16 protein-coding genes and 2 tRNA genes are annotated in these 18,672 nt (G+C 70.7%); 14 read left to right on the top strand and 4 right to left on the bottom strand.

Annotated features, from left to right (window positions below; all coding sequences use genetic code 11):
• Nucleotides 1–279: 279 nt before the first annotated feature.
• Both OO67_RS27725 and OO67_RS39145 read left to right on the top strand, forming a co-directional pair.
• Complete coding sequence (locus OO67_RS27725) at nucleotides 280–1,299, top strand: LacI family DNA-binding transcriptional regulator (RefSeq protein WP_033304391.1); 1,020 nt, start codon at nucleotides 280–282, stop codon at nucleotides 1,297–1,299.
• 202 nt (nucleotides 1,300–1,501) lie between these two features.
• Nucleotides 1,502–1,657 carry a hypothetical protein gene (locus OO67_RS39145; RefSeq protein WP_164493806.1) on the top strand — a complete coding sequence of 52 codons (156 nt, stop codon included), beginning with the start codon at nucleotides 1,502–1,504 and terminating at the stop codon, nucleotides 1,655–1,657.
• Between the two features lie 82 nt (nucleotides 1,658–1,739).
• On the opposite strand, the gene OO67_RS27720 is transcribed toward OO67_RS39145, so the two are convergent.
• Complete coding sequence (locus tag OO67_RS27720; protein WP_033304389.1) at nucleotides 1,740–2,297, bottom strand: CGNR zinc finger domain-containing protein; 558 nt, start codon at nucleotides 2,295–2,297, stop codon at nucleotides 1,740–1,742.
• Between the two features lie 401 nt (nucleotides 2,298–2,698).
• On the bottom strand, nucleotides 2,699–3,112 hold the full coding sequence (locus OO67_RS27715; protein ID WP_003959770.1) for an SsgA family sporulation/cell division regulator: 414 nt from the start codon (nucleotides 3,110–3,112) through the stop codon (nucleotides 2,699–2,701).
• 190 nt (nucleotides 3,113–3,302) lie between these two features.
• Here OO67_RS27715 and OO67_RS27710 point away from each other — a divergent pair, with 190 nt between their 5' ends.
• The 7 genes from OO67_RS27710 (at nucleotide 3,303) to OO67_RS27680 (ending at nucleotide 10,667) form a co-directional block, all read left to right on the top strand.
• Complete coding sequence (locus tag OO67_RS27710) at nucleotides 3,303–3,758, top strand: TIGR02611 family protein (protein WP_033304387.1); 456 nt, start codon at nucleotides 3,303–3,305, stop codon at nucleotides 3,756–3,758.
• A gap of 54 nt (nucleotides 3,759–3,812) precedes the next feature.
• Nucleotides 3,813–3,884, top strand: a tRNA-Val gene (locus OO67_RS27705).
• 234 nt (nucleotides 3,885–4,118) lie between these two features.
• Nucleotides 4,119–5,405 (top strand): ABC transporter substrate-binding protein, encoded by a 1,287-nt coding sequence (locus OO67_RS27700; RefSeq protein WP_033304386.1) that lies wholly within the window; start codon nucleotides 4,119–4,121, stop codon nucleotides 5,403–5,405.
• A gap of 10 nt (nucleotides 5,406–5,415) precedes the next feature.
• Entirely contained in the window at nucleotides 5,416–6,408 is a 993-nt protein-coding gene (locus tag OO67_RS27695) for a carbohydrate ABC transporter permease (RefSeq protein ID WP_033304689.1), read from the top strand.
• Nucleotides 6,405–7,265 carry a carbohydrate ABC transporter permease gene (locus OO67_RS27690; RefSeq protein ID WP_033304385.1) on the top strand — a complete coding sequence of 287 codons (861 nt, stop codon included), beginning with the start codon at nucleotides 6,405–6,407 and terminating at the stop codon, nucleotides 7,263–7,265. The genes OO67_RS27695 and OO67_RS27690 overlap by 4 nt, the downstream gene beginning before the upstream one ends.
• Before the next feature lie 48 nt (nucleotides 7,266–7,313).
• On the top strand, nucleotides 7,314–7,862 hold the full coding sequence (locus OO67_RS27685) for a hypothetical protein (protein WP_051709944.1): 549 nt from the start codon (nucleotides 7,314–7,316) through the stop codon (nucleotides 7,860–7,862).
• 60 nt (nucleotides 7,863–7,922) lie between these two features.
• A complete protein-coding gene (locus tag OO67_RS27680; protein WP_033304383.1) occupies nucleotides 7,923–10,667 on the top strand; it encodes an exo-rhamnogalacturonan lyase family protein in 2,745 nt (914 codons plus the stop codon).
• Nucleotides 10,668–10,683: 16 nt separating this feature from the next.
• Here OO67_RS27680 and OO67_RS27675 read toward each other — a convergent pair whose 3' ends face one another.
• Entirely contained in the window at nucleotides 10,684–13,098 is a 2,415-nt protein-coding gene (locus tag OO67_RS27675; protein ID WP_208861091.1) for an SCO7613 C-terminal domain-containing membrane protein, read from the bottom strand.
• 91 nt (nucleotides 13,099–13,189) lie between these two features.
• On the opposite strand from OO67_RS27675, the gene OO67_RS27670 reads away from it, so the two are divergent.
• Both OO67_RS27670 and OO67_RS27665 read left to right on the top strand, forming a co-directional pair.
• Nucleotides 13,190–13,636 carry an SRPBCC family protein gene (locus OO67_RS27670; RefSeq protein ID WP_033304380.1) on the top strand — a complete coding sequence of 149 codons (447 nt, stop codon included), beginning with the start codon at nucleotides 13,190–13,192 and terminating at the stop codon, nucleotides 13,634–13,636.
• Between the two features lie 39 nt (nucleotides 13,637–13,675).
• Nucleotides 13,676–13,747: transfer RNA gene (locus OO67_RS27665), tRNA-Val, on the top strand.
• A gap of 63 nt (nucleotides 13,748–13,810) precedes the next feature.
• Here the strand turns inward: OO67_RS27665 and OO67_RS27660 are convergent.
• Nucleotides 13,811–14,536 carry a 3'-5' exonuclease gene (locus tag OO67_RS27660; protein ID WP_033304379.1) on the bottom strand — a complete coding sequence of 242 codons (726 nt, stop codon included), beginning with the start codon at nucleotides 14,534–14,536 and terminating at the stop codon, nucleotides 13,811–13,813.
• Between the two features lie 194 nt (nucleotides 14,537–14,730).
• Here OO67_RS27660 and OO67_RS27655 point away from each other — a divergent pair, with 194 nt between their 5' ends.
• The 3 genes from OO67_RS27655 to thrS all read left to right on the top strand — a co-directional run bounded on the left by OO67_RS27655 (nucleotide 14,731) and on the right by thrS (nucleotide 18,647).
• Nucleotides 14,731–15,330 (top strand): DUF4365 domain-containing protein, encoded by a 600-nt coding sequence (locus OO67_RS27655; RefSeq protein ID WP_033304377.1) that lies wholly within the window; start codon nucleotides 14,731–14,733, stop codon nucleotides 15,328–15,330.
• Nucleotides 15,330–16,571 (top strand): hypothetical protein, encoded by a 1,242-nt coding sequence (locus tag OO67_RS27650; protein ID WP_033304375.1) that lies wholly within the window; start codon nucleotides 15,330–15,332, stop codon nucleotides 16,569–16,571. The genes OO67_RS27655 and OO67_RS27650 overlap by 1 nt, the downstream gene beginning before the upstream one ends.
• A 99-nt stretch (nucleotides 16,572–16,670) precedes the next feature.
• A complete protein-coding gene (gene thrS, locus OO67_RS27645; RefSeq protein WP_033304374.1) occupies nucleotides 16,671–18,647 on the top strand; it encodes a threonine--tRNA ligase in 1,977 nt (658 codons plus the stop codon).
• Nucleotides 18,648–18,672 lie beyond the last annotated feature (25 nt).

Raw genomic sequence — 18,672 nt, 5'->3', positions numbered from 1 at the left:
CGGTCCGTCCGCCGACGGCGCGGACCAGGCGGTGTGAATCGATTCATACCTTTCGCGGGGAGTCGGGGAGCCCGGATGGGCGCCGCGCCTCGGTATATTCAGGTCCCATCGCCTCGACCTTGACGGTATCCCGCGCATGCGGTTAGCGTCCCGAACGGATTGAAACAATTCAATCCGGACGGACGCGGTCCGGGCGGCGGTGGGACGGGCCGTCCGTCCGTCCGTGGGCCAGGGACCCGGCGCCGAAGCACGGCGGCCGACATCAGTGGGGCAGGGCAAGTGGGGCGTGTGGCAGGGATCAAGGACGTGGCCCGGCAGGCCGGAGTCTCGGTGGGCACGGTCTCCAATGTGATCAACCGCCCCGAGGCGGTGCTTCCGGACACCCGGGCCCGCGTGCTGGCGGCGATCGAGGAACTCGGTTACGTACGCAGCGAGTCGGCCAGGCAGCTCCGGGCGGGCCGCAGCCGCATCATGGCTCTGCTCGTGCTCGACATGGGCAACCCCTTCTTCGTCGACATCGCCCGCGGCGCGGAGCGTGCGGCCCGGGAGGCCGGGCTCGGCGTGATGGTCTGCAACAGCGGCCAGAGCCAGGAGGAGGAGGCCGAGTATCTCGGCCTCTTCGCCGAGCAGCGGGTCTGCGGGGTACTGGTCACCCCGGCCGACGCCACCGGCGGCAACCTCGAAGCCTTCGCCCGGCACCGGATCCCGCACGTGCTGGTCGACCGGGTGGCGTCGTCCAAGGACAGCTGCGCCGTCTCCGTGGACGACGTACGCGGAGGCATGCTGGCCGTCGGGCACCTCGTCTCGGCCGGCCACCGTTCCGTCGCCTATGTGAGCGGGCCCGGTGATCTCCATCAGATCAGGGACCGCCGCGAGGGTGCCCTGGCGGCGCTCGCCGAGGCGGGGCTCGGCCCCGAGGCGCTCGTCGAGATCCCCTCCGACCGCCTGGACGTGGCGGCGGGCCGCGACGCCGGGGCCAGGCTGCTCGGCCTCGTACCCCGGCCGACCGCCGTGTTCTGCGCCAACGACCTGCTGGCGCTCGGCGTCCTGCAGTCGCTGTACGCCGCCGGAGTGCGGGTGCCCCAGGACGTCGCCATCGTCGGCTACGACGACATCGAGTTCGCCGCGGCCGCCGCCGTACCCCTCACCTCGGTCCGGCAGCCGGCCGTGGTGATGGGCAGGATGGCGGCCGAGCTGCTCCTGGAGGAAGCGGAGGACGAGGACGGCAGTCACCGCCACCGGAGCGTGGTGCTCCAGCCGGAACTGGTCGTACGCGCCTCCAGCGCGGCCCCGCGCTGACCTCCCCGGAGGGGCCGGGGCCGGCGCCCGCGCAGGGTGGGTCCGCATGGCCGGACGCACCGGCTGGAGACCCGCAGGGCGAACGCGCTGTGCGTCTTCGGACGCGGGAGCGATTCCGTTCATCCCGGAGTGAGTGAACTCGCCTTGTGAAAGGCTCTGTTGATCGCCAACAGGGGCCGCTCTGCGTCATGATCACTACGAGATGGTGGACACATCCCGGGGCGACGCCCCCGCACCCCCCGCCGAAGAGCCTCGTGGCTGCCTCTTCGCGCTTTCCCAGCCGCCGCTGATGATCTTTCTGACGGTCGTCGGTGGCCTGCTGCTGATGGCAGCCCTGCACGATCTCTTCCTCCTGTGAGCGGCCGCCCGGTCCGGGTTCCCACCACACCGCAGGGCCGTCCCCCTCCTGCGCGCCGGCGCCCGGCGGGCGCGCCGGTGGTTCAGCCTGCCGCTTCCCGGCGCCGGGCCCGGTACGCGGCGACATGGAGCCGGTTGCCGCAGGTGCGGCTCGAGCAGTAGCGGCGGGAACGGTTGCGCGACAGGTCGACGAAGGCGTCCCGGCAGTCCGGGGCCTCGCAACGGCGCAGACGTTCCTGTTCGCCCGCCACCACGATGAAGGCCAGGGCCATGCCGCAGTCGGCCGCGAGGTGGTCCGCGATCGAGGCGTCCGGCGCGAAGTAGTGGACGTGCCAGTCGTAGCCGTCGTGGTTCGTGAGCTGCGGTGTGGTGCCTGCCGCCGCCACCAGGGTGTTGACGAGGTCCGCGGCGGTGCGGGCGTCCGGTGCCGCGAAGACCTCGGCGAACCGGCTCCGGACGTCCTGCACGGCTCGCAGGTCCTTCTCGCCCAGGACGCCGACGCCGCTGATGTCGTGGCGTTCCGCGAAGCCGTAGAGGGCTGCGATGTCCGCGAGCCCGTCGCCCGTGTCGCTCTCCGGTGCGGTGTTCACCAGATCGACCACCGTTTCTAGGGCGATCCGGGTGTCGTGTGGGATCAGCACGCTTTGCTCCCTGGCCTCCGGCGGACGGGCGTCCACCGATGCGGGCTGACTCTACTGGCTCGGCGGACGCGCTCAGGGCCGGGTACGGGCTCAGGACGAGGAGGTGGCCCCTTTTCCTGGCCGGACGGCCCTGCCGGATCCTGCGAGGCCTCCTGAGGCCTCCGGGGGCGATTCCGGAGGTAGCCGTGGGGTGCATGATGCGAATGAGGCGCCTGTGACGCCTGTCTCCGGCCATCAGTCCTCGGCCGCCGGTCTCGGGCCAGCAGGGCCGGGGGCCGCGCGCACCGACGCCGCCGACCGCGGTGGGTTCCGCGGCGACGGCGCCGGTGCCTGCCCTATGAGGTTGTCCGCGCGACGCCGTCTCCCCGAGTCGGACGGCGTCCCGCAGCTGTCGGCCTGGCTCAGCTCTCTGCCAGGATGTGTGAGAGCTCCGTATCGAGGTCGAAGTGACGGTGCTCGGTACCGGGCGGGACCGCGGCGTCGGTCCTCTTCAGGAACGACTCCAGAGCCCTCGCCGGGGCTTCCAGCAGGGCTTCGCCCTCCGGGGAGCTCAGTGCGATGCAGACGACGCCTTGGCCGTGACTCCGAGATGGCCAGACGCGGACGTCTCCGGTGCCGGTGGGCCGGTGCAGCCCCTCGGCAAGGAGGTCACGGGCGAAAACCCATTCGACCGTCTCCTCCGCTCCGGTGTGGAAGGTGGCGTGCACGGCATAGGGATCGGCCGTGTCATACCGCAGGCCCGCTGGTACAGGCAGTGAGGACTCGCTCGACACAACGAGGCGCAGGTGCAGCTCGCAGCTGACCGTGGTGTTCATAAGCGCCAGGGCCTTTCGCTCAGTGTGCGCTCGGGGATTCGCACGTCGGCGAAATCGACATGCCACCTACGGTGGCGTTGTAAACCCCTCTGACCTATTTGTGATGCTTCAGGTCGCTCGTCCAGCGGTGTGTAACTTTAGGTCATTCGCCCATTCCGGTGACGCTCGCGGTTCCGGTAGGTTGGGCTCCATGAACGCGGAGAGTGACGAGCGGAGAGAGGTCACCGCCACGGTGGCCCCTGAGTCCGCTGCGGGGGACGAGCAGGCGGCGGAGCGCGAGCTGGGGTCGCGCGCGCCCGGGTTCATCAAGCAATCGAGGGTGCTTCATCTGAGCTGGCAGGTCGGGATCTTCGTGGTCGGTCTGGCCGTGGTCGTCGCGGGCGTCCTGATGCTGGTGCTGCCGGGGCCCGGATGGCTGGTGATCTTCGGTGGTATGGCGATCTGGGCGACCGAGTTCGTCTGGGCCCAGCTCGTCCTGCGCTGGACGCGGCGCAAGGTCACCGAAGCCGCCCAGCGCGCCCTCGACCCGAAGGTCCGGCGGCGCAACATCATCCTCACCACGCTGGGACTCGTGATCATCGCGGTGCTGGTGGGGATCTACGTCTGGAAGTTCGGCATAGTGATGCCGTGGAAGATCGACCAGTGACCCGGTGATGGTCCTGGGGCGCCGCTGACATGGGGTAATGTATGCCGTGCGCCGGGGCGATTAGCTCAGTGGGAGAGCGCTTCGTTCACACCGAAGAGGTCACTGGTTCGAACCCAGTATCGCCCACCCCGGACCGATGGCCCGGAAGCTTCTCAGAAGCTTCCGGGCCATCGGCGTTTCCGTGTGTCCCCGGAAGTCTTGTCCGTGGCGCCGCCGGGCCGTGCGGCCCGCCCCGAGTGTTCGGCCCGTCGTCAGGCCGCCGGAATTTCGTCCTAACCGTTGACGCGCCCGGTGCTGCTCCTTACTTTGACCCAGCAAGCGCTTTCTAAAACGATTCAATGCGAACGCTGGGGGCGAGCTATGTCTCAAAACAACGGCATGGACAGGCGGCAGCTGCTGAGGCTGGCCGGCCTCTCTGCGGCCGGTCTCGGACTGACCGCGGCCGGCTGCGGCTCGGGTGGCAGCGGTTCCGGCGGTCCGGTCACCATCCGGCACTCCTGGTGGGGCGCCGACGACCGCGCAAAGAAGATCCAGCAGTGCGTGGGTCTCTTCGAGAAGAAGCACCCGAAGATCAAGGTGAAGACCGACTTCCAGCAGTACCCGGACTTCTGGAAGAAGTTCAACACCCAGGCGGCCGGTGGCAACCCTCCCGACGTCATCCAGAACGCCGTGACCTTCCTGCGCAAGTACGAGGCGAAGAACGTCCTCCTCGACCTCAGCCCCCAGGTGGAGAAGGGCAACCTCGACCTCGGCGGCTTCCGCTCCGGGCTGGAGAAGTTCGCCGAGATCGACGGCAAGCTGCTCGGTGTGCCGGTCGGCAGCAACTCGATGGCGCTCGTCATCGACGAGAAGGTGTACGAGAAGGCGGGCATCACGCCCGAGATCGGCTGGACGTGGGACGACTGGCTCGCCGGCCTGCAGAAGATCAAGAGCGGTCAGAAGATCGCCGGTGACGCCGGACCGCACGGCGTGATGTACCTCTACGACCTGATCCTGCGCCAGAACGGCAAGGCCTTCTTCAGCGAGGACGGCATGGGGTTCGGCGAGGCCGAGCTGCTGCCGTACTGGACCGAAGCCCTCGAGCGGGTCAAGTCGGGGCTCTACGCCGACCCCGGCAAGGTCGAGCAGATCAAGCCCGCGTCGGCGACCGCCAAGGGCCTGTCCGCCGGAGAGTTCACCTGGGACAACTTCTCGGTCCGCTACAGCGCGGAGGGCAGGAGCAGCTACGGCCTCGCGCCCATCCCGAGCACCGACGGCAAGAAGACCGGACAGTACCTGGGTTCGCTGATGCTGAGCGGCACGGCGCGGACCAAGCACCCCGCCGAGGTGGCGACCTTCATCAGCTTCATGACCCACGACCCCGAGGTCGCCCGGATCATGGGATACGACCGCGGCGTGCCCGCCACCACCGCGCAGTTCGAGGCCTACCAGCCCGCCGACGCCCCCAGCAAGGCCATCGGCGCGTACGAGACCGCGATCGCCGACGCGGGTGTCCTGGAGCCCATCACCCCGCACCCGGCCGGCGCGGACGTCATCGAGGCGGCCTTCCTGCGCATCGGTGCCGACCTGGCCCTGGGCAAGACCTCGCCGAAGGACTCCGTGAAGCAGTTCTTCTCCGAGGCGAAGACCGCCCTCGCCTCGAACTGAGAGGACCGTGGTGACTCACATCCACACCTCCCCGGGCGAGCTCGACGCCGGGGACGGCCGCTCCGTCGCCAAGAGGAACGGTCCCGGAGGAAACGCGCCGCCCGCCGCCCCGGAGCGGCGGAACCGTCGCGAGAACGTGGCCGGCTACCTGTTCATGTCGCCCTGGATCGCGGGCTTCCTGTTCCTGATCGCCGGGCCGATGGTGTTCTCGCTGTACCTGTCGTTCACCGAGTACAACCTCTTCGAGGCGCCCCGCTGGATCGGCCTCCAGAACTTCACCGACATGTTCGCGGACCCCCGCTGGCGCCAGTCGGTCGAGGTCACCTCCTGGTACGTGCTGATCGGCACCCCGATCAAGCTGGCCGCGGCGCTCGCCGTCGCCATGCTGCTCGCCCAGAAGCGGTGGGGTCAGTCCTTCTACCGTGCCGCCTTCTACGCCCCGTCCCTGATCGGCGCGAGCGTCTCGGCGGCCATCGTCTGGCGCGCGCTGTTCTCGGACGACGCGATCGTCGACCGTACGCAGAAGGTGTTCGGCGTCGAGGTCGGCGGCTGGATCGGCGACCCCTCGATGATCATCTACGCGTTGATCGCCCTCACCGTCTGGCAGTTCGGCGCGCCGATGGTCATCTTCCTGGCCGGCCTCAAGCAGGTCCCGCGGGAGCTGTACGAAGCGGCCGAGGTGGACGGCGCCGGCCCCTGGCGCAGGTTCTTCCACATCACGCTGCCGATGATCTCGCCGGTGCTGTTCTTCAACGTCCTGCTGGAGACCATCCACTCCTTCCAGATCTTCGGCTCGGCCTACATCGTCAGCAACGGCAGCTGCGGTCCGGCCGACGCGACGCTCGTCTACACCTGTTACCTGTACGAACAAGGCTTCGTGAACAGCCGCATGGGCTTCGCCTCGGCCATGGGATGGCTGCTGCTGGTCGCGGTCGGCCTGGTCACCGCCGTGCTGTTCTGGTCCCAGAAGCGCTGGGTGCACTACGAGGAGGGCGGCCGATGAGTCTCCTGTACGCAGCCGTACGACGCCGGGGACCCGGCGCACTCGCCTGGCACCTCGGTGCGCTCGTCATCCTCGCCGTGGTCCTCTATCCGGTGGTGTGGACGCTCGGGGCGTCCTTCAAGCCCAGTGCCGAGATCATCGGCGCCCTCGACCTGTTCCCGGCCGACCCGATCGGCGACAACTACACCCGGCTCACCGAGGGCATCGCGGACATCCCCATCTCGACGTTCTTCCTGAACTCGGCCTACATAGCCGTCGGTTCCGTGGTCGGCGTGGTGCTGTCCTGCTCGCTGACCGCCTACGCCTTCGCGAAGGTGCGGTTCGCCGGCCGCAACGTCATGTTCGCCATCATGATCGGCACCCTCCTGCTGCCGTACCACGTGCTGATCATTCCGCAGTACGTCCTGTTCCAGGAACTGGAACTGATCAACACCTTCACCCCGCTGCTGATCGGCAAGTACCTGGCCACCGACGCCTTCTTCGTCTTCCTCATGGTGCAGTTCATGCGCGGGCTGCCCAAGGAGCTCGACGAGGCGGCACGGCTGGACGGCTGCGGCCACCTGAGGACCTACTGGTCCATCGTCATGCCGCTGTGCCGGCCGGCACTCGTCACCAGCGCGATCTTCACGTTCATCAATGCCTGGAACGACTTCATGGGCCCCCTGCTGTACCTCAACGAACCGGACAAGTACACCGTCTCCCTGGGGCTGAAGATGTTCATCGACCAGGACGCGGTCGCGGACTACGGAGGCATGATCGCCATGTCACTGGTGGCCCTGCTCCCGGTGCTGGCCTTCTTCGTGGCGTTCCAGCGGTACCTGATCGACGGCATGGCCACCTCGGGCCTGAAGGGCTGACGCGCCGTGGCGACGAAGACCCGCACCCCGGCCAGGCGTTCGCTCGTCATGGACCGCTTCGCCCTGTTCTCCGAATGTCTGCTCGTCGGCGTGTGGATCGCGGTCGCCGCGCTGCCCCTGCTCACGTTCCCCGCGGCCTTCGCCGCGGGGACCCGGCACCTGCGCCGCTACCTCGCGGGGGAGCACGGGGGCCTGCGGGAGTTCGCCGCCGACGCCCGGGCCGCCGCCCGCGGCGGGTGGGTCGTCGGTGCGGCCGTGTTGGCAGCCGCGGCCCTGCTCCGGCTCGACCTGGCGGCAGTCCGGGCCGGTCTGCCCGGCGGACCCTTCGTGGGCGCCGTCGGCATCCTCGCCATGATCGGTTTCCTGGTCGCCGTGGTACGCGCCGCCTCGTGCTGGGAGCCGGGCACCCTGTGGCGCTCCCTCCTGGCCGAGGCGGGCCGCAACACGGTCCGCGACCCGGCCGGATCCTTCCTGCTCGTCTGCGGAATGGCCGTCGTCGTGCTGTCCGGCGCACTGGTGCTGCCGTTGGCCGTCCCCGTCCTCGGGGCCGTCGCCGCCGCCGCCACCGCGGTGCGGGCGCGCCGGCTCCCGCTCTGACAGACAGACCCTTCCCTGTTCGTCCCCTGTCCCGAATTTCGCACGGAGAGAGGCACAACCATGTCCAGGATGCCCCGGAGAACCCTCCTGAAGGCCGCGGCAGCGGCCGGCGCGGCCGCACAGTTCAGCTGGTCCCTCGGTGCCACTCCCGCGTCGGCCGCAGGGAGCGCGGAGCACAGCGGCGAACCCGTCACCCTGACCTGGCTGGAGTCCGGCGGCCTCGGAGCGGCGCCCGGCTCCACGCTCGGCGTGCCCTGGCCGAAGGGGCAGTACGCGAAGGACCAGACGTTCGCGCTGTCCACGGACGACGGCAAGGACGTCCCCGTGCAGACCTGGCCGATCGGCTACTGGCCGGACGGTTCGCTCAAGTGGACCGCGCACGCCGTGGGGCCCGAGGTCACCGCCAAGACGTTCTCCCTCGCCCCTGGTGCCCCGGCCGCTCCGTCGAAGAAGGTCACGGCGGTCCGCAAGGGCGGCACGATCACGGTGTCCACCGGCGTGATCACCGCCGAGCTCGGGACGAACGGCTCCGCGCTCGTCAGGACCGTCACCCGCGGTTCCACCGAGATCGCCCGCGACGGCCGGCTCGTCCTCGTACGCCAGGGTGAGATCGAGGACGGCGACCAGGGCAACGAGAAGTACGAGCGCTTCGAGAGCGTCATCGGGGAGGCGGTGGTCGAACAGGACGGACCCGTCCGTGCCGTCGTCCGCATCGACGGCAAGCACCGCAGGGGCTCACGGTCCTGGATGCCGTTCTCCGTGCGCCTCTACTTCTACGCCGGTGCCGACTCCTTCCGCATGGTGCACACCATCACCTACGACGGCACCCAGGAGCCGGGCAAGGCGAGCGGCGACTTCGTCCGGGGCCTCGGTGTCCGCTTCACCGTGCCCATGCGTGACGCGGCCTACGACCGCCACATCCGGATCGGCGGCGAGGGCACCGGGCTGCTGCGCGAAGCGGTGAAGGGGATCACCGGCCTGCGCCGCGACCCAGGGGCGGCCGTGCGCGAGGCGCAGTTCGCCGGTCGGAAGCTCCCCGACCCCGCCACCTGGGACCAGCGGGTCACCACCCGGCTCCAGTACATCCCCGAATGGGGCGACTACACCCTCTCCCAGCTGACCGCCGACGGCTTCGGCCTGCGCAAGCGCACGAAGAAGGGGCACGGCTGGATCGGCGCGGGCGGCGGCAGGAGGGCCTCCGGATTCGGGTACGTCGGCGGCCCCAGCGGCGGTTTCTCCTTCGGGCTCCGTGACTTCTGGGAGAAGCACCCCGCCCAGCTCGACATCCGCGACGCGCACACCGACGAGGCCGAGGTCACCCTCTGGCTCTGGTCGCCCGAAGCCCAGCCCATGGACCTGCGCTTCTACCACGACGGCATGGAACAGGACACCTATCCCGAACAGCTCGAAGGCCTCAACATCACCTACGAGGACTACGAGCCCGGCTTCGGCACCCCGTACGGCATCGCGAGGACCAGCGAACTCCTCTTCTGGGCCAACGAGTCCACCCCCGCCCCCGAGGCACTGGCCCAGCAGGTCGACGCCGTACGCACACCGCCCCAGCTCGCCGCCCCGCCGAAGCAGCTCGTCAGGGCGAAGGTCTTCGGCGGCCTCTTCGCCGAGCCCGACCGCTCCACCGCCGCCAAGTCGAAGATCGAGGACCACCTGGACTTCCTCTTCACGTACTACAAGGACCAGGTGGAGATGCGTCGTTGGTACGGCTTCTGGGACTACGGCGACATCATGCACACCTACGACCCGACCCGCCACCAGTGGTGCTACGACGTCGGCGGCTACGCCTGGGACAACTCCGAACTCTCGCCCGACCTCTGGCTCTGGTACGCCTACATGCGCTCCGGCCGCGCCGACATCTACCGCTTCGCCGAGGCCATGACCCGGCACACCGGCGAGGTCGACGTCTACCACCTCGGCAAGTGGGCCGGCCTCGGCACCCGCCACGGGGTCCAGCACTACGCCGACAGCGCGAAGCAGCAGCGCATCGCCAACACCACCTACCGGCGCATGTTCTACTTCCTCACCGCCGACGAACGCGTCGGCGACCTCATGCACGCCAACGTCGACTCGGACGAGACCTTCCTGGCCCTCGACCCCATCCGCAAGATCCGCACCGAGCCCTACACGCCCGACCGCCACGCGCTGTCCATCGGCTTCGGCACGGACTGGAGCGGCCTGGTCTCCGCCTGGCTCACCGAGTGGGAGCGGCGGGGACCCAAGTGGGAGAAGGCCAGGGCCCGCGTCCTGTCCACCATGGAGACCATCGCCGCCCAGCCCAACGGCTTCGTGCAGGGCGTCGGCCTCTACGACCTCGACACCGGGAGGTTCGCGATAGCCGAGAAGCCCGCGGTCGGCGTCTCGCACCTGTCGGCCATGTTCGGCCTGGTCGAGCTCAACGCCGAGCTCATCGACATGATCGACATGCCGGCGTTCGAGGCCGCCTGGATCGACTACTGCCGCTACTTCAACGCCACCAAGGCCGAACAGGCCGCCCGCTACGGCAGCAACTTCGGCACGCTCCTGCTGTTCCAGGGCCACTCCCGGCAGGACGCCTACGCCGCCGTACGGACCGGCGACGTCACGCTGGCCACCCGGGCGTGGAAGCAGTTCTACAGCAGCGCGGACACCTGGGACTACAAGGAGAACACCGACTGGAGCACCAGGAAGGTCGAAGGGCCCACCGGGCCCGTACCGGGCAGCGAAGCGGCCTGGGTCAGCACCAACACCACCGCCCTGTACGGCCTGGCGGCCATCCAGAACCTCGCGCTGGTCGGAGACAAGATGCCCTGACCGTCCGGGAGATGCCTCAGCGCATCCGGCCGAAGCTCTCCCGCACCCGGCGCGCGTCGCGCAGCCGCTGCTCGTAGGTCGCACCGACCGCGAGCAGCAGCAGCCCGGCGAGCGCCGGGGGCGCCCAGCGCGGGAGCGCGTCGAAGACCTGGACCACATGCGGGGCCAGCTCGTGCAGCCCGTCCAGCGCCAGGACCGAACCGCCCAGCACCAGGGGCGCCTGAAGACGCAGACGGGCTCCGGCCAGCGTGACCACCAGCGCCGCCACCCCCAGCAGCAGGGGCCTCAGCCAGTGCGGGTCGCCCCACGCCACCACGAGGCTCGGCACCATCGTCATGGACAGGGCGGGGCCGTACGCCACCCACGAGGACGCGGCCCGGTCACCGCGGCGGCGCAGGTACCCGACCGCGAACGCGGCCACGGACACGGGCAGCGTGTACGCCTCGGGGTCCGTCACCCCCGAAGCCGCCAGCCGCACCCACGCCGCCGCGACGAACAGTGCAGCCGCCGCATACCCCGCCACGCGCCGCCGCTCCGGCCGCAGCGCCGTGGCCGCGGCCAGCACCCCGCACAGCCCCAGCACCAGGGCCAGGAACGGCGCGTCCGTCATCGCGAGGACCACGGCCACCACCGCGGCGAACACCCCCGCCAGCTCCACCGAAGCCGCCACCACGGGCTCCCGCAGCCGCGCCCCGAGCAGCGCCGTCGCCGCCGTCACCACCAGCAGCAGAGGTGCCGTGTGCGGGGCGTTCCACCCCAGCGACGCCCCCGCCGCGGCGGCGACGGCGATCGCGCTCAGCACCGAGGCGCAGGCGAGCACCGACCGCACCACGGGCACCCGGGAAGCGGTCGCCGAGCCCGCGAACAGCACGGCCAGCGCCCCTGACACCGCGTACGTCGCCGGCTCGGAGGCCAGTCCGAGCAGTCCCACGCTCGCGGACCCCACCAGCGCACACACCAGGCAGGTCACCGCGAACGCGTCGGCCGCGCGGCGCGTCACGAGGGCCAGCAGCACGGCGGCCAGCAGCAGCTCCACGCCCAGGGCCACCGCGTACGGCACGTCCGTCACCGCGAGCAGCGCGTGCACCGCCCCCCAGGCCAGGACCGCCCCACCGGGCGCCGCGACGCTCCGGCCCCTCTCCGGGAGCACCGACGGCCACCGGAGGTGGAGCGCGGCCGACAGGCCCGCCGCCACGGCGAGCACCACCGGGGTGGAGGTCGCCTCCGGCCACGGCACCGAGGGCCCCAGCGCCCCCCGGAAACTCCCCGGCGCCCCGGACCACACCTCCGCCGTCACCGACGCCGGGCCCAGCAGCACCGCGGCCACCACCGGCGCCGCCCACAGCACCGCGCCCGCCACGACCGAGGCCGACGCGCCCAGGACGCCCCACACGACCGGCCGCGGGGTCCGGAAGCGCAGTACCACCGTCAACGCCGCGCCGGAGAGCAGATACACCAGGACTGCCCAGTCCCACGGCAGCCCCGCACCCAGCACACCGCCCACCGCGGCCACCGCCGCGAGACCCGCCACCACACCGCCGAGGACGGCCGTCCCGCTCGGCGCGCGCCACGCCCCGCCCCCCGCCACCACGGCCCCCGCCAGCAGCAACGCGCCCGGACCGACGGCCCCGAGCACATCGTCGGCCGACACGGACAGTCCCAGCCCGAGGGCTAGCGAGATCAGCCCCGTCAGCAACGCCCCGACGCACGCGGTGACGCGCACCGCGAGCCCCCGGCCCCACGACGCCACAGCGACATCCGCCGCCGCCGTCACCAGGAGCGCCCAGCCGAAGCCGGTCGCCGACGCCCCGGCGGCCCACGCGGTGAGGACCAGGGGCAGCTGTCCCGCCACGACGGCCGCGGGCAGCGGCGTCCGCAGGCGGCCGAGCAGCAGCCCGTACAGGGTCCACACCGCCACCAGGACCGTCGACGCGACCGCCGAGAACACGAGCCCGTCCGTCTCCGGCGCCGCCACCGCGTGCAGCGCGACCGCGTCCAGCACCGTCAGCACCAGGGCCAGAGCGGCCACCGCCTCCGCCGTCGAGGGCAGGGAGCGGCTGAGCAGCAGCGCGGGAGCGACCAGAGCGCCCGCGGTCACCGCCGCCAGCACCGCCGAGCGGCCGGCGATGCCCATCTCGCCCCAGCTGAACAGGGTGAACGCGATCGCCGCCACCGTCAGCAGCAGCCCACCGAGGACCAGCAGCACGTTCTGGGTGCCGCGCGAGGACGCGGGCCCGGACGTGGACGGAGCGTACGGCGGGGCGAAGGACCGGGCGGCCGGCGCCTGCGGAGGCGACGGAACGGCCGGAGCGCGCAGCACGCTCAGCAGCCAGGCACGACGGTTCAGCAGCTGCAGCCGACGGGCGTCCAGCCGGGCCAGTTCGTGATCGAGGAGAGCCAGTTCCTCTGCGGGCGGCGGCACATGTCTCATGTACGGGAGTGTGGCGGCGGCCACAACGGCGTGCATGGGCCCGGATACTCAGTTCCGGGTCTGAGTAGGCGCGTGCGCGCAGACTGGAGCCATGGACTGGAACCACTACCGCTTCACCAGTGTGTGGGAGCTGCCCGCACCGCCCGACGCCGTGTACGCCGCCCTGCAACGCGCCGAGGACTATCCGCGGTGGTGGCCGCAGGTCCGCGAGGTCAGCCGTGTCGACGACGTGACCGCCACGGCGCGATTCCGCTCGTTCCTCCCGTACGACCTCGTCCTGACGCTGCGGCAGCGTCGCGGCGACTCCGTCCCGCGGACCCTCGAGGCGGAGATGAGCGGCGACCTCGACGGCTGGGCGCGCTGGACCGTCGTCCCCCACGAGGGCGGAAGCCGGATCGTGTACGAACAGGAGGCCGACGTACGCAAGGCGCTGCTCCGCCGCCTCGCCGTCCCCGGGCGCCTCGTCTTCCGGGCCAACCACACGCTCATGATGCGGGCCGGACGCCGCGGACTGAGGGCGTGGCTCCGAGCGGTTTGAACGGAGACCGCCGAGCCCTGTATGGTTCAACCCGTTCCCGGGCGATTAGCTCAGTGGGAGAGCGCTTCGTTCACACCGAAGAGGTCACTGGTTCGAACCCAGTATCGCCCACCCGGGAAAAGCCGGTCCGTCGTCATCATCGACGGACCGGCTTTCGCGTACCCCGGGCCGGGATCAGGCCGCCGCAGGCAGTTCCGGACGCAACGGCCACGCCGGATCCACCGCCTCCGCGGTGCCGTTCTTCTCGAACCACGCCTGCAGGCCACGTGCCTGAGCCGCGTGCCACACCGCCTGCAGCGAGTGCACCTCCGCCGGGGACAGCCGCTCCAGCCGGGCGGAGAACCGGCGCCCCACGGCCCGCACGAGCTCGAGGGAGGCCGCCGCGTCGGCCGCCGCGTCGTGCGCGCCGTCCAGCGTCACCCCGTACAGCTCGCACAGGTCCGTCAGCGTGCGGCGGCCCTTGCGGTAGCGGTCGAGGTGCTTGTCCAGCACCCGGGGGTCCAGCACGCACAGCGGCTTGTTCCGCAGATAGCCGGCCAGCGACGAGGCCCGGTGGCGCCTCAGCTCCCGGTCCAGCAGAGTCAGGTCGAACGGCGCGTTCATCACGACCAGCGGCCGTCCCGTCGCGCACTGCTCCGCCAGTGCTCGGGCTATCTCCTCGACGACCGGCGCGGGCCAGCGGCCGTTGCGCTGCAGATGGTCGTCGGTCAGGCCGTGGATCTCGGTGGCGCCGGGCGGCACCGGAATCCCCGGATTGACCAGCCAGCGGGTGACGCGGAGCCGTCCGCCCGCAGCGTCCTGGACGACGAGAGCGGCCGAGACGATCCGGTCCTCCTCGACGTCCACGCCTGTTGTCTCGGTGTCAAAAGCCGCCAGCGGCCCCTCGAACCAATGCGTCATCCCCGAACTCCTCGCGCCTGCTGGGCGGATGACGGGATTCCTCCGCCCGGTTCGGTGATACCCGCACCCTATGCCTGATACGCCGTTTACGGCCCGGCTCCTGCGGTGACAACACAAGGGACGGGCAAGGAAGTTGACCAGCCCGCCAGCGGAGACCGGGCAACCGGTCGGCACAGCCCGGAAGGCACGGAGCCATGGCGCTCGCGCAGCCGAACCCAGGGAGTCCCGCCCGCGCCGATGAGCACGGGGTGAAGCCGCCGCAGCAGCGGAACACCCCACCGCTGCGCGGCACACTCGCCACCACCGCCTGCATGGAGACCCTCCAGGTGGGCTACCTCCACGCGGTAGCAGCCGCAGCGGGCTGCTCGCTCTCGCAGCCCTTTCCCGACAACGGCATCGACTGGCACGTCAGCCACGGCGCCCCCGGCCACACCGTCGACGACGAGGTGACCATCAAGGTGCAGCTCAAATGCACCTACCAGATCCCCCCGCACCCGCCCGGCGCCGCGTTCTCCTTCACCCTCGACAACGCCCATCTGGTGAAGCTCGCGCGTACTCCCGTGTCGGTGCACAAGATCCTGGTCGTGATGCTCGTGCCCCGCAGCCAGGACGACTGGCTGCGGGCCGGACACGAACGGCTGGACCTGCGGCACTGCTGTTACTGGACGAACCTGGCCGGCCACCCGGTGACGGGCAGGAACCGGACCACCGTGCGGATCCCGACCTCGCGGATCTTCGACGACCGCGCACTCTGCGACATCATGGCCCGAGTCGGGGCGGGAGGGAGACCCTGATGCACCGGTCGACGGACGAGCCCACCGGAGGGACGATTCCGGCGGGCAGCCGTGCACATCCCCACGCCGGCGGGCCGGGGCCCGGGCAGACCCCCGACCCCGCACGTGTCGACCCCGCCGTTCTCGGAGCCCTGCTGCGGCGGCACGGCTGGCACCGGCGCGGAGGCGCCCAGGGCCGCTACAGCCGCTGGGTCCCGCCAGGCCCGGCCACCGGCGGCACCAGCCTGCTCGTGCCGGACAGCACCGCCTTCCCCGACGGCGAGGAACTGCTCGCCGAGGCCCTCACCGCGCTCACCCGCAGCGCCGCGCCCTCCGCCCGCGACATCCTGGTCGCCCTCACCGTCCCCAGCGACGAGATCCGCTGGTGGCGTGACGTCCCCGAAGGTGCCTCGGGAGCCGCCGACTGGGCCGGCTCCGACCAGCTGCGCACGGCGGCCCGGCAGATCCTCCTCGCCGGGTCACTCGCCGTGCGTGGCCGGGCGGGCTACCACGGGGCCCGCCACCGCAGGAAGGCCCGGAGCGCCCTGGACGGCACGCTCGTCGGACCGGCGGCGGACGGCCGCAGCCTCACCGCGTTCGTCCCCGTCACCGAGGGGCGAGCCGTCGCCGTACAGCTCTACGCGGCGCTGCACGCGGCCCGTGAGGCCGTCGACTACCAGCGGGCCACCGGCGGAACGGAGGCGTTCGACTCCGCGGTCGCCGCCGGCGTCAGCCGGGAACTGACGGAAGCGGTCGTCGCGCTCGTCCGGGGAGCGGAGTGCGCCAGGATCACCCTTGCCTGGGCGCCCGCCGCCGGGACCCCCGAGGGCTGCCCCGCGAGCCCCGAGCCCGTCGAGTTCTCCCCGGGCGACCTGCCCGCCCTCCGGCTGGCGGGAGCGCGCTACCTCCAGGACGAACCCGCCGTTCCCGTACGGATCACCGGAGCCGTGGTGCGGCTGCGCCGCTCCGGGCCGCGCGGCCCCGGTGTCGTGCGGCTGCGGGTGCTGGCAGGCGCGGAGGTCGCGCACGTCCGGATGGAGCTCGACGAGGAGGCGTACCGGATCGCAGGCCACGCGCACCTGGTCGGTCTGCCGCTGCGGGTGGAGGGGAGGCTGGAGAACCGGGGCGGTTTCCGGCGGCTCGGCGGCGCCTCGCAGGTCGCGCCCGTCCAGGTGGACGAGGCGGAGCGGGACCGGCTGATGAAGTCGCTCCACGAGAACGTCGACTTCTTCGAGGAGGCCTGCACGGGGGACGAGACGTAGCGCGCGGTATCCCTTTCGCGTCGAGGCCCCCCGGCTCGGTACGATTCCTCTTGCGCGCGCAGGAGGAAAGCGCCGCACCCCCTCAGTCAGGAGAGACCGGTGTCAGACGTCCGTGTGATCATCCAACGCGATTCCGAGCGGGAAGAGCGCGTGGTGACGACGGGCACGACGGCCGCCGAGCTCTTCCCCGGGCAGCGCACCGTCGTGGCGGCGCGGGTCGAGGGCGAGCTGCGTGACCTCGCGTACGAGCTTCGGGACGGCGAGGTCGTCGAGCCCGTCGAGATCTCCTCCGAGGACGGCCTGAACATCCTGCGGCACTCCACCGCGCACGTCATGGCGCAGGCCGTGCAGGAGCTGTTCCCCGAGGCCAAGCTGGGCATCGGCCCGCCGGTCAAGGACGGCTTCTACTACGACTTCGACGTCGAGAGGCCGTTCACGCCCGAGGACCTCAAGGCCGTCGAGAAGAAGATGCAGGAGATCCAGAAGCGGGGCCAGCGCTTCTCCCGCCGTGTCGTCACCGACGAGGCCGCCCGCGAGGAGCTGGCGAACGAGCCGTACAAGCTGGAGCTCATCGGCATCAAGGGCTCCGCGTCGTCCGACGACGGCGCGGACGTCGAGGTGGGCGGCGGCGAGCTGACCATCTACGACAACCTGGACGCCAAGACCGGCGACCTGTGCTGGAAGGACCTCTGCCGGGGCCCGCACCTGCCCACCACCCGGTTCATCCCCGCGTTCAAGCTGATGCGGAACGCCGCGGCGTACTGGCGCGGCAGCGAGAAGAACCCCATGCTCCAGCGCATCTACGGCACCGCCTGGCCCACCAAGGACGAGCTCAAGGCGCACCTCACGTTCCTGGAGGAGGCCGCCAAGCGCGACCACCGCAAGCTGGGCAACGAGCTGGACCTGTTCTCCTTCCCCGACGAGATCGGTCCCGGTCTCGCGGTCTTCCACCCCAAGGGCGGCGTCATCCGCCGGGCCATGGAGGACTACTCGCGGCGCCGCCACGAGGAGGAGGGCTACGAGTTCGTCTACAGCCCGCACGCGACCAAGGGCAAGCTCTTCGAGAAGTCCGGCCACCTCGACTGGTACGCCGACGGCATGTACCCGCCCATGCAGCTCGACGACGGGGTGGACTACTACCTCAAGCCGATGAACTGCCCGATGCACAACCTGATCTTCGACGCGCGCGGCCGCTCCTACCGTGAACTGCCGCTGCGCCTCTTCGAGTTCGGCACGGTCTACCGGTACGAGAAGTCGGGTGTCGTCCACGGCCTGACCCGCTCGCGGGGCTTCACCCAGGACGACGCGCACATCTACTGCACCAAGGAGCAGATGGCGGAGGAGCTCGACAGGACGCTCACCTTCGTCCTGAACCTCCTCCGTGACTACGGCCTCACGGACTTCTACCTGGAGCTCTCCACCAAGGACCCGGAGAAGTTCGTCGGCAGCGACGAGGTCTGGGAGGAGGCCACCGAGACGCTGCGCCAGGTCGCCGAGAAGCAGGGCCTCCCGCTGGTCCCGGACCCGGGCGGCGCCGCGTTCTACGGCCCGAAGATCTCGGTGCAGTGCAAGGACGCCATCGGCCGTACGTGGCAGATGTCGACCGTGCAGCTCGACTTCAACCTGCCCGAGCGCTTCGACCTGGAGTACACCGGCCCGGACGGCACCAAGCAGCGCCCGGTCATGATCCACCGTGCGCTCTTCGGCTCCATCGAGCGCTTCTTCGCGGTGCTGCTGGAGCACTACGCGGGCGCGTTCCCGGTCTGGCTGGCCCCGGTCCAGGCGGTCGGCATCCCGATCGGTGACACCCACATCCCGTACCTCCAGGAGTTCGCCGCGGAGGCCCGGAAGAAGGGGCTGCGGGTCGAGGTGGACGCCTCCTCCGACCGCATGCAGAAGAAGATCAGGAACCACCAGAAGGCGAAGGTCCCGTTCATGATCATCGTGGGTGACGACGACATGAACGCCGGGACGGTGTCCTTCCGGTACCGCGACGGTTCGCAGGAGAACGGCATCGCCCGCGACGAGGCGATCGCCAAGCTCGCCGACGTGGTGGAGCGCCGCGTACAGGTGTGATCCCTGCCGCGGGATGCCGGTGAGG

Origin of the sequence: Streptomyces atroolivaceus (assembly GCF_000717025.1) — a bacterium.
Lineage (GTDB): Bacteria > Actinomycetota > Actinomycetes > Streptomycetales > Streptomycetaceae > Streptomyces > Streptomyces atroolivaceus.
Note: the sequence above shows the minus strand (reverse complement) of the source record. Positions and strands in the feature narration are given on the sequence as shown.

Coding starts and splice junctions, on each gene's coding strand:
- OO67_RS39145 (WP_164493806.1), top strand. CDS start 1,502: ATGGTGGACACATCCCGGGGCGACGCCCCCGCACCCCCCGCCGAAGAG.
- OO67_RS27715 (WP_003959770.1), bottom strand. CDS start 3,112: ATGAACACCACGGTCAGCTGCGAGCTGCACCTGCGCCTCGTTGTGTCG.
- OO67_RS27710 (WP_033304387.1), top strand. CDS start 3,303: ATGAACGCGGAGAGTGACGAGCGGAGAGAGGTCACCGCCACGGTGGCC.
- OO67_RS27700 (WP_033304386.1), top strand. CDS start 4,119: ATGTCTCAAAACAACGGCATGGACAGGCGGCAGCTGCTGAGGCTGGCC.
- OO67_RS27690 (WP_033304385.1), top strand. CDS start 6,405: ATGAGTCTCCTGTACGCAGCCGTACGACGCCGGGGACCCGGCGCACTC.
- OO67_RS27685 (WP_051709944.1), top strand. CDS start 7,314: ATGGACCGCTTCGCCCTGTTCTCCGAATGTCTGCTCGTCGGCGTGTGG.
- OO67_RS27680 (WP_033304383.1), top strand. CDS start 7,923: ATGTCCAGGATGCCCCGGAGAACCCTCCTGAAGGCCGCGGCAGCGGCC.
- OO67_RS27675 (WP_208861091.1), bottom strand. CDS start 13,098: ATGAGACATGTGCCGCCGCCCGCAGAGGAACTGGCTCTCCTCGATCAC.
- OO67_RS27670 (WP_033304380.1), top strand. CDS start 13,190: ATGGACTGGAACCACTACCGCTTCACCAGTGTGTGGGAGCTGCCCGCA.
- OO67_RS27660 (WP_033304379.1), bottom strand. CDS start 14,536: ATGACGCATTGGTTCGAGGGGCCGCTGGCGGCTTTTGACACCGAGACA.
- OO67_RS27655 (WP_033304377.1), top strand. CDS start 14,731: ATGGCGCTCGCGCAGCCGAACCCAGGGAGTCCCGCCCGCGCCGATGAG.
- OO67_RS27650 (WP_033304375.1), top strand. CDS start 15,330: ATGCACCGGTCGACGGACGAGCCCACCGGAGGGACGATTCCGGCGGGC.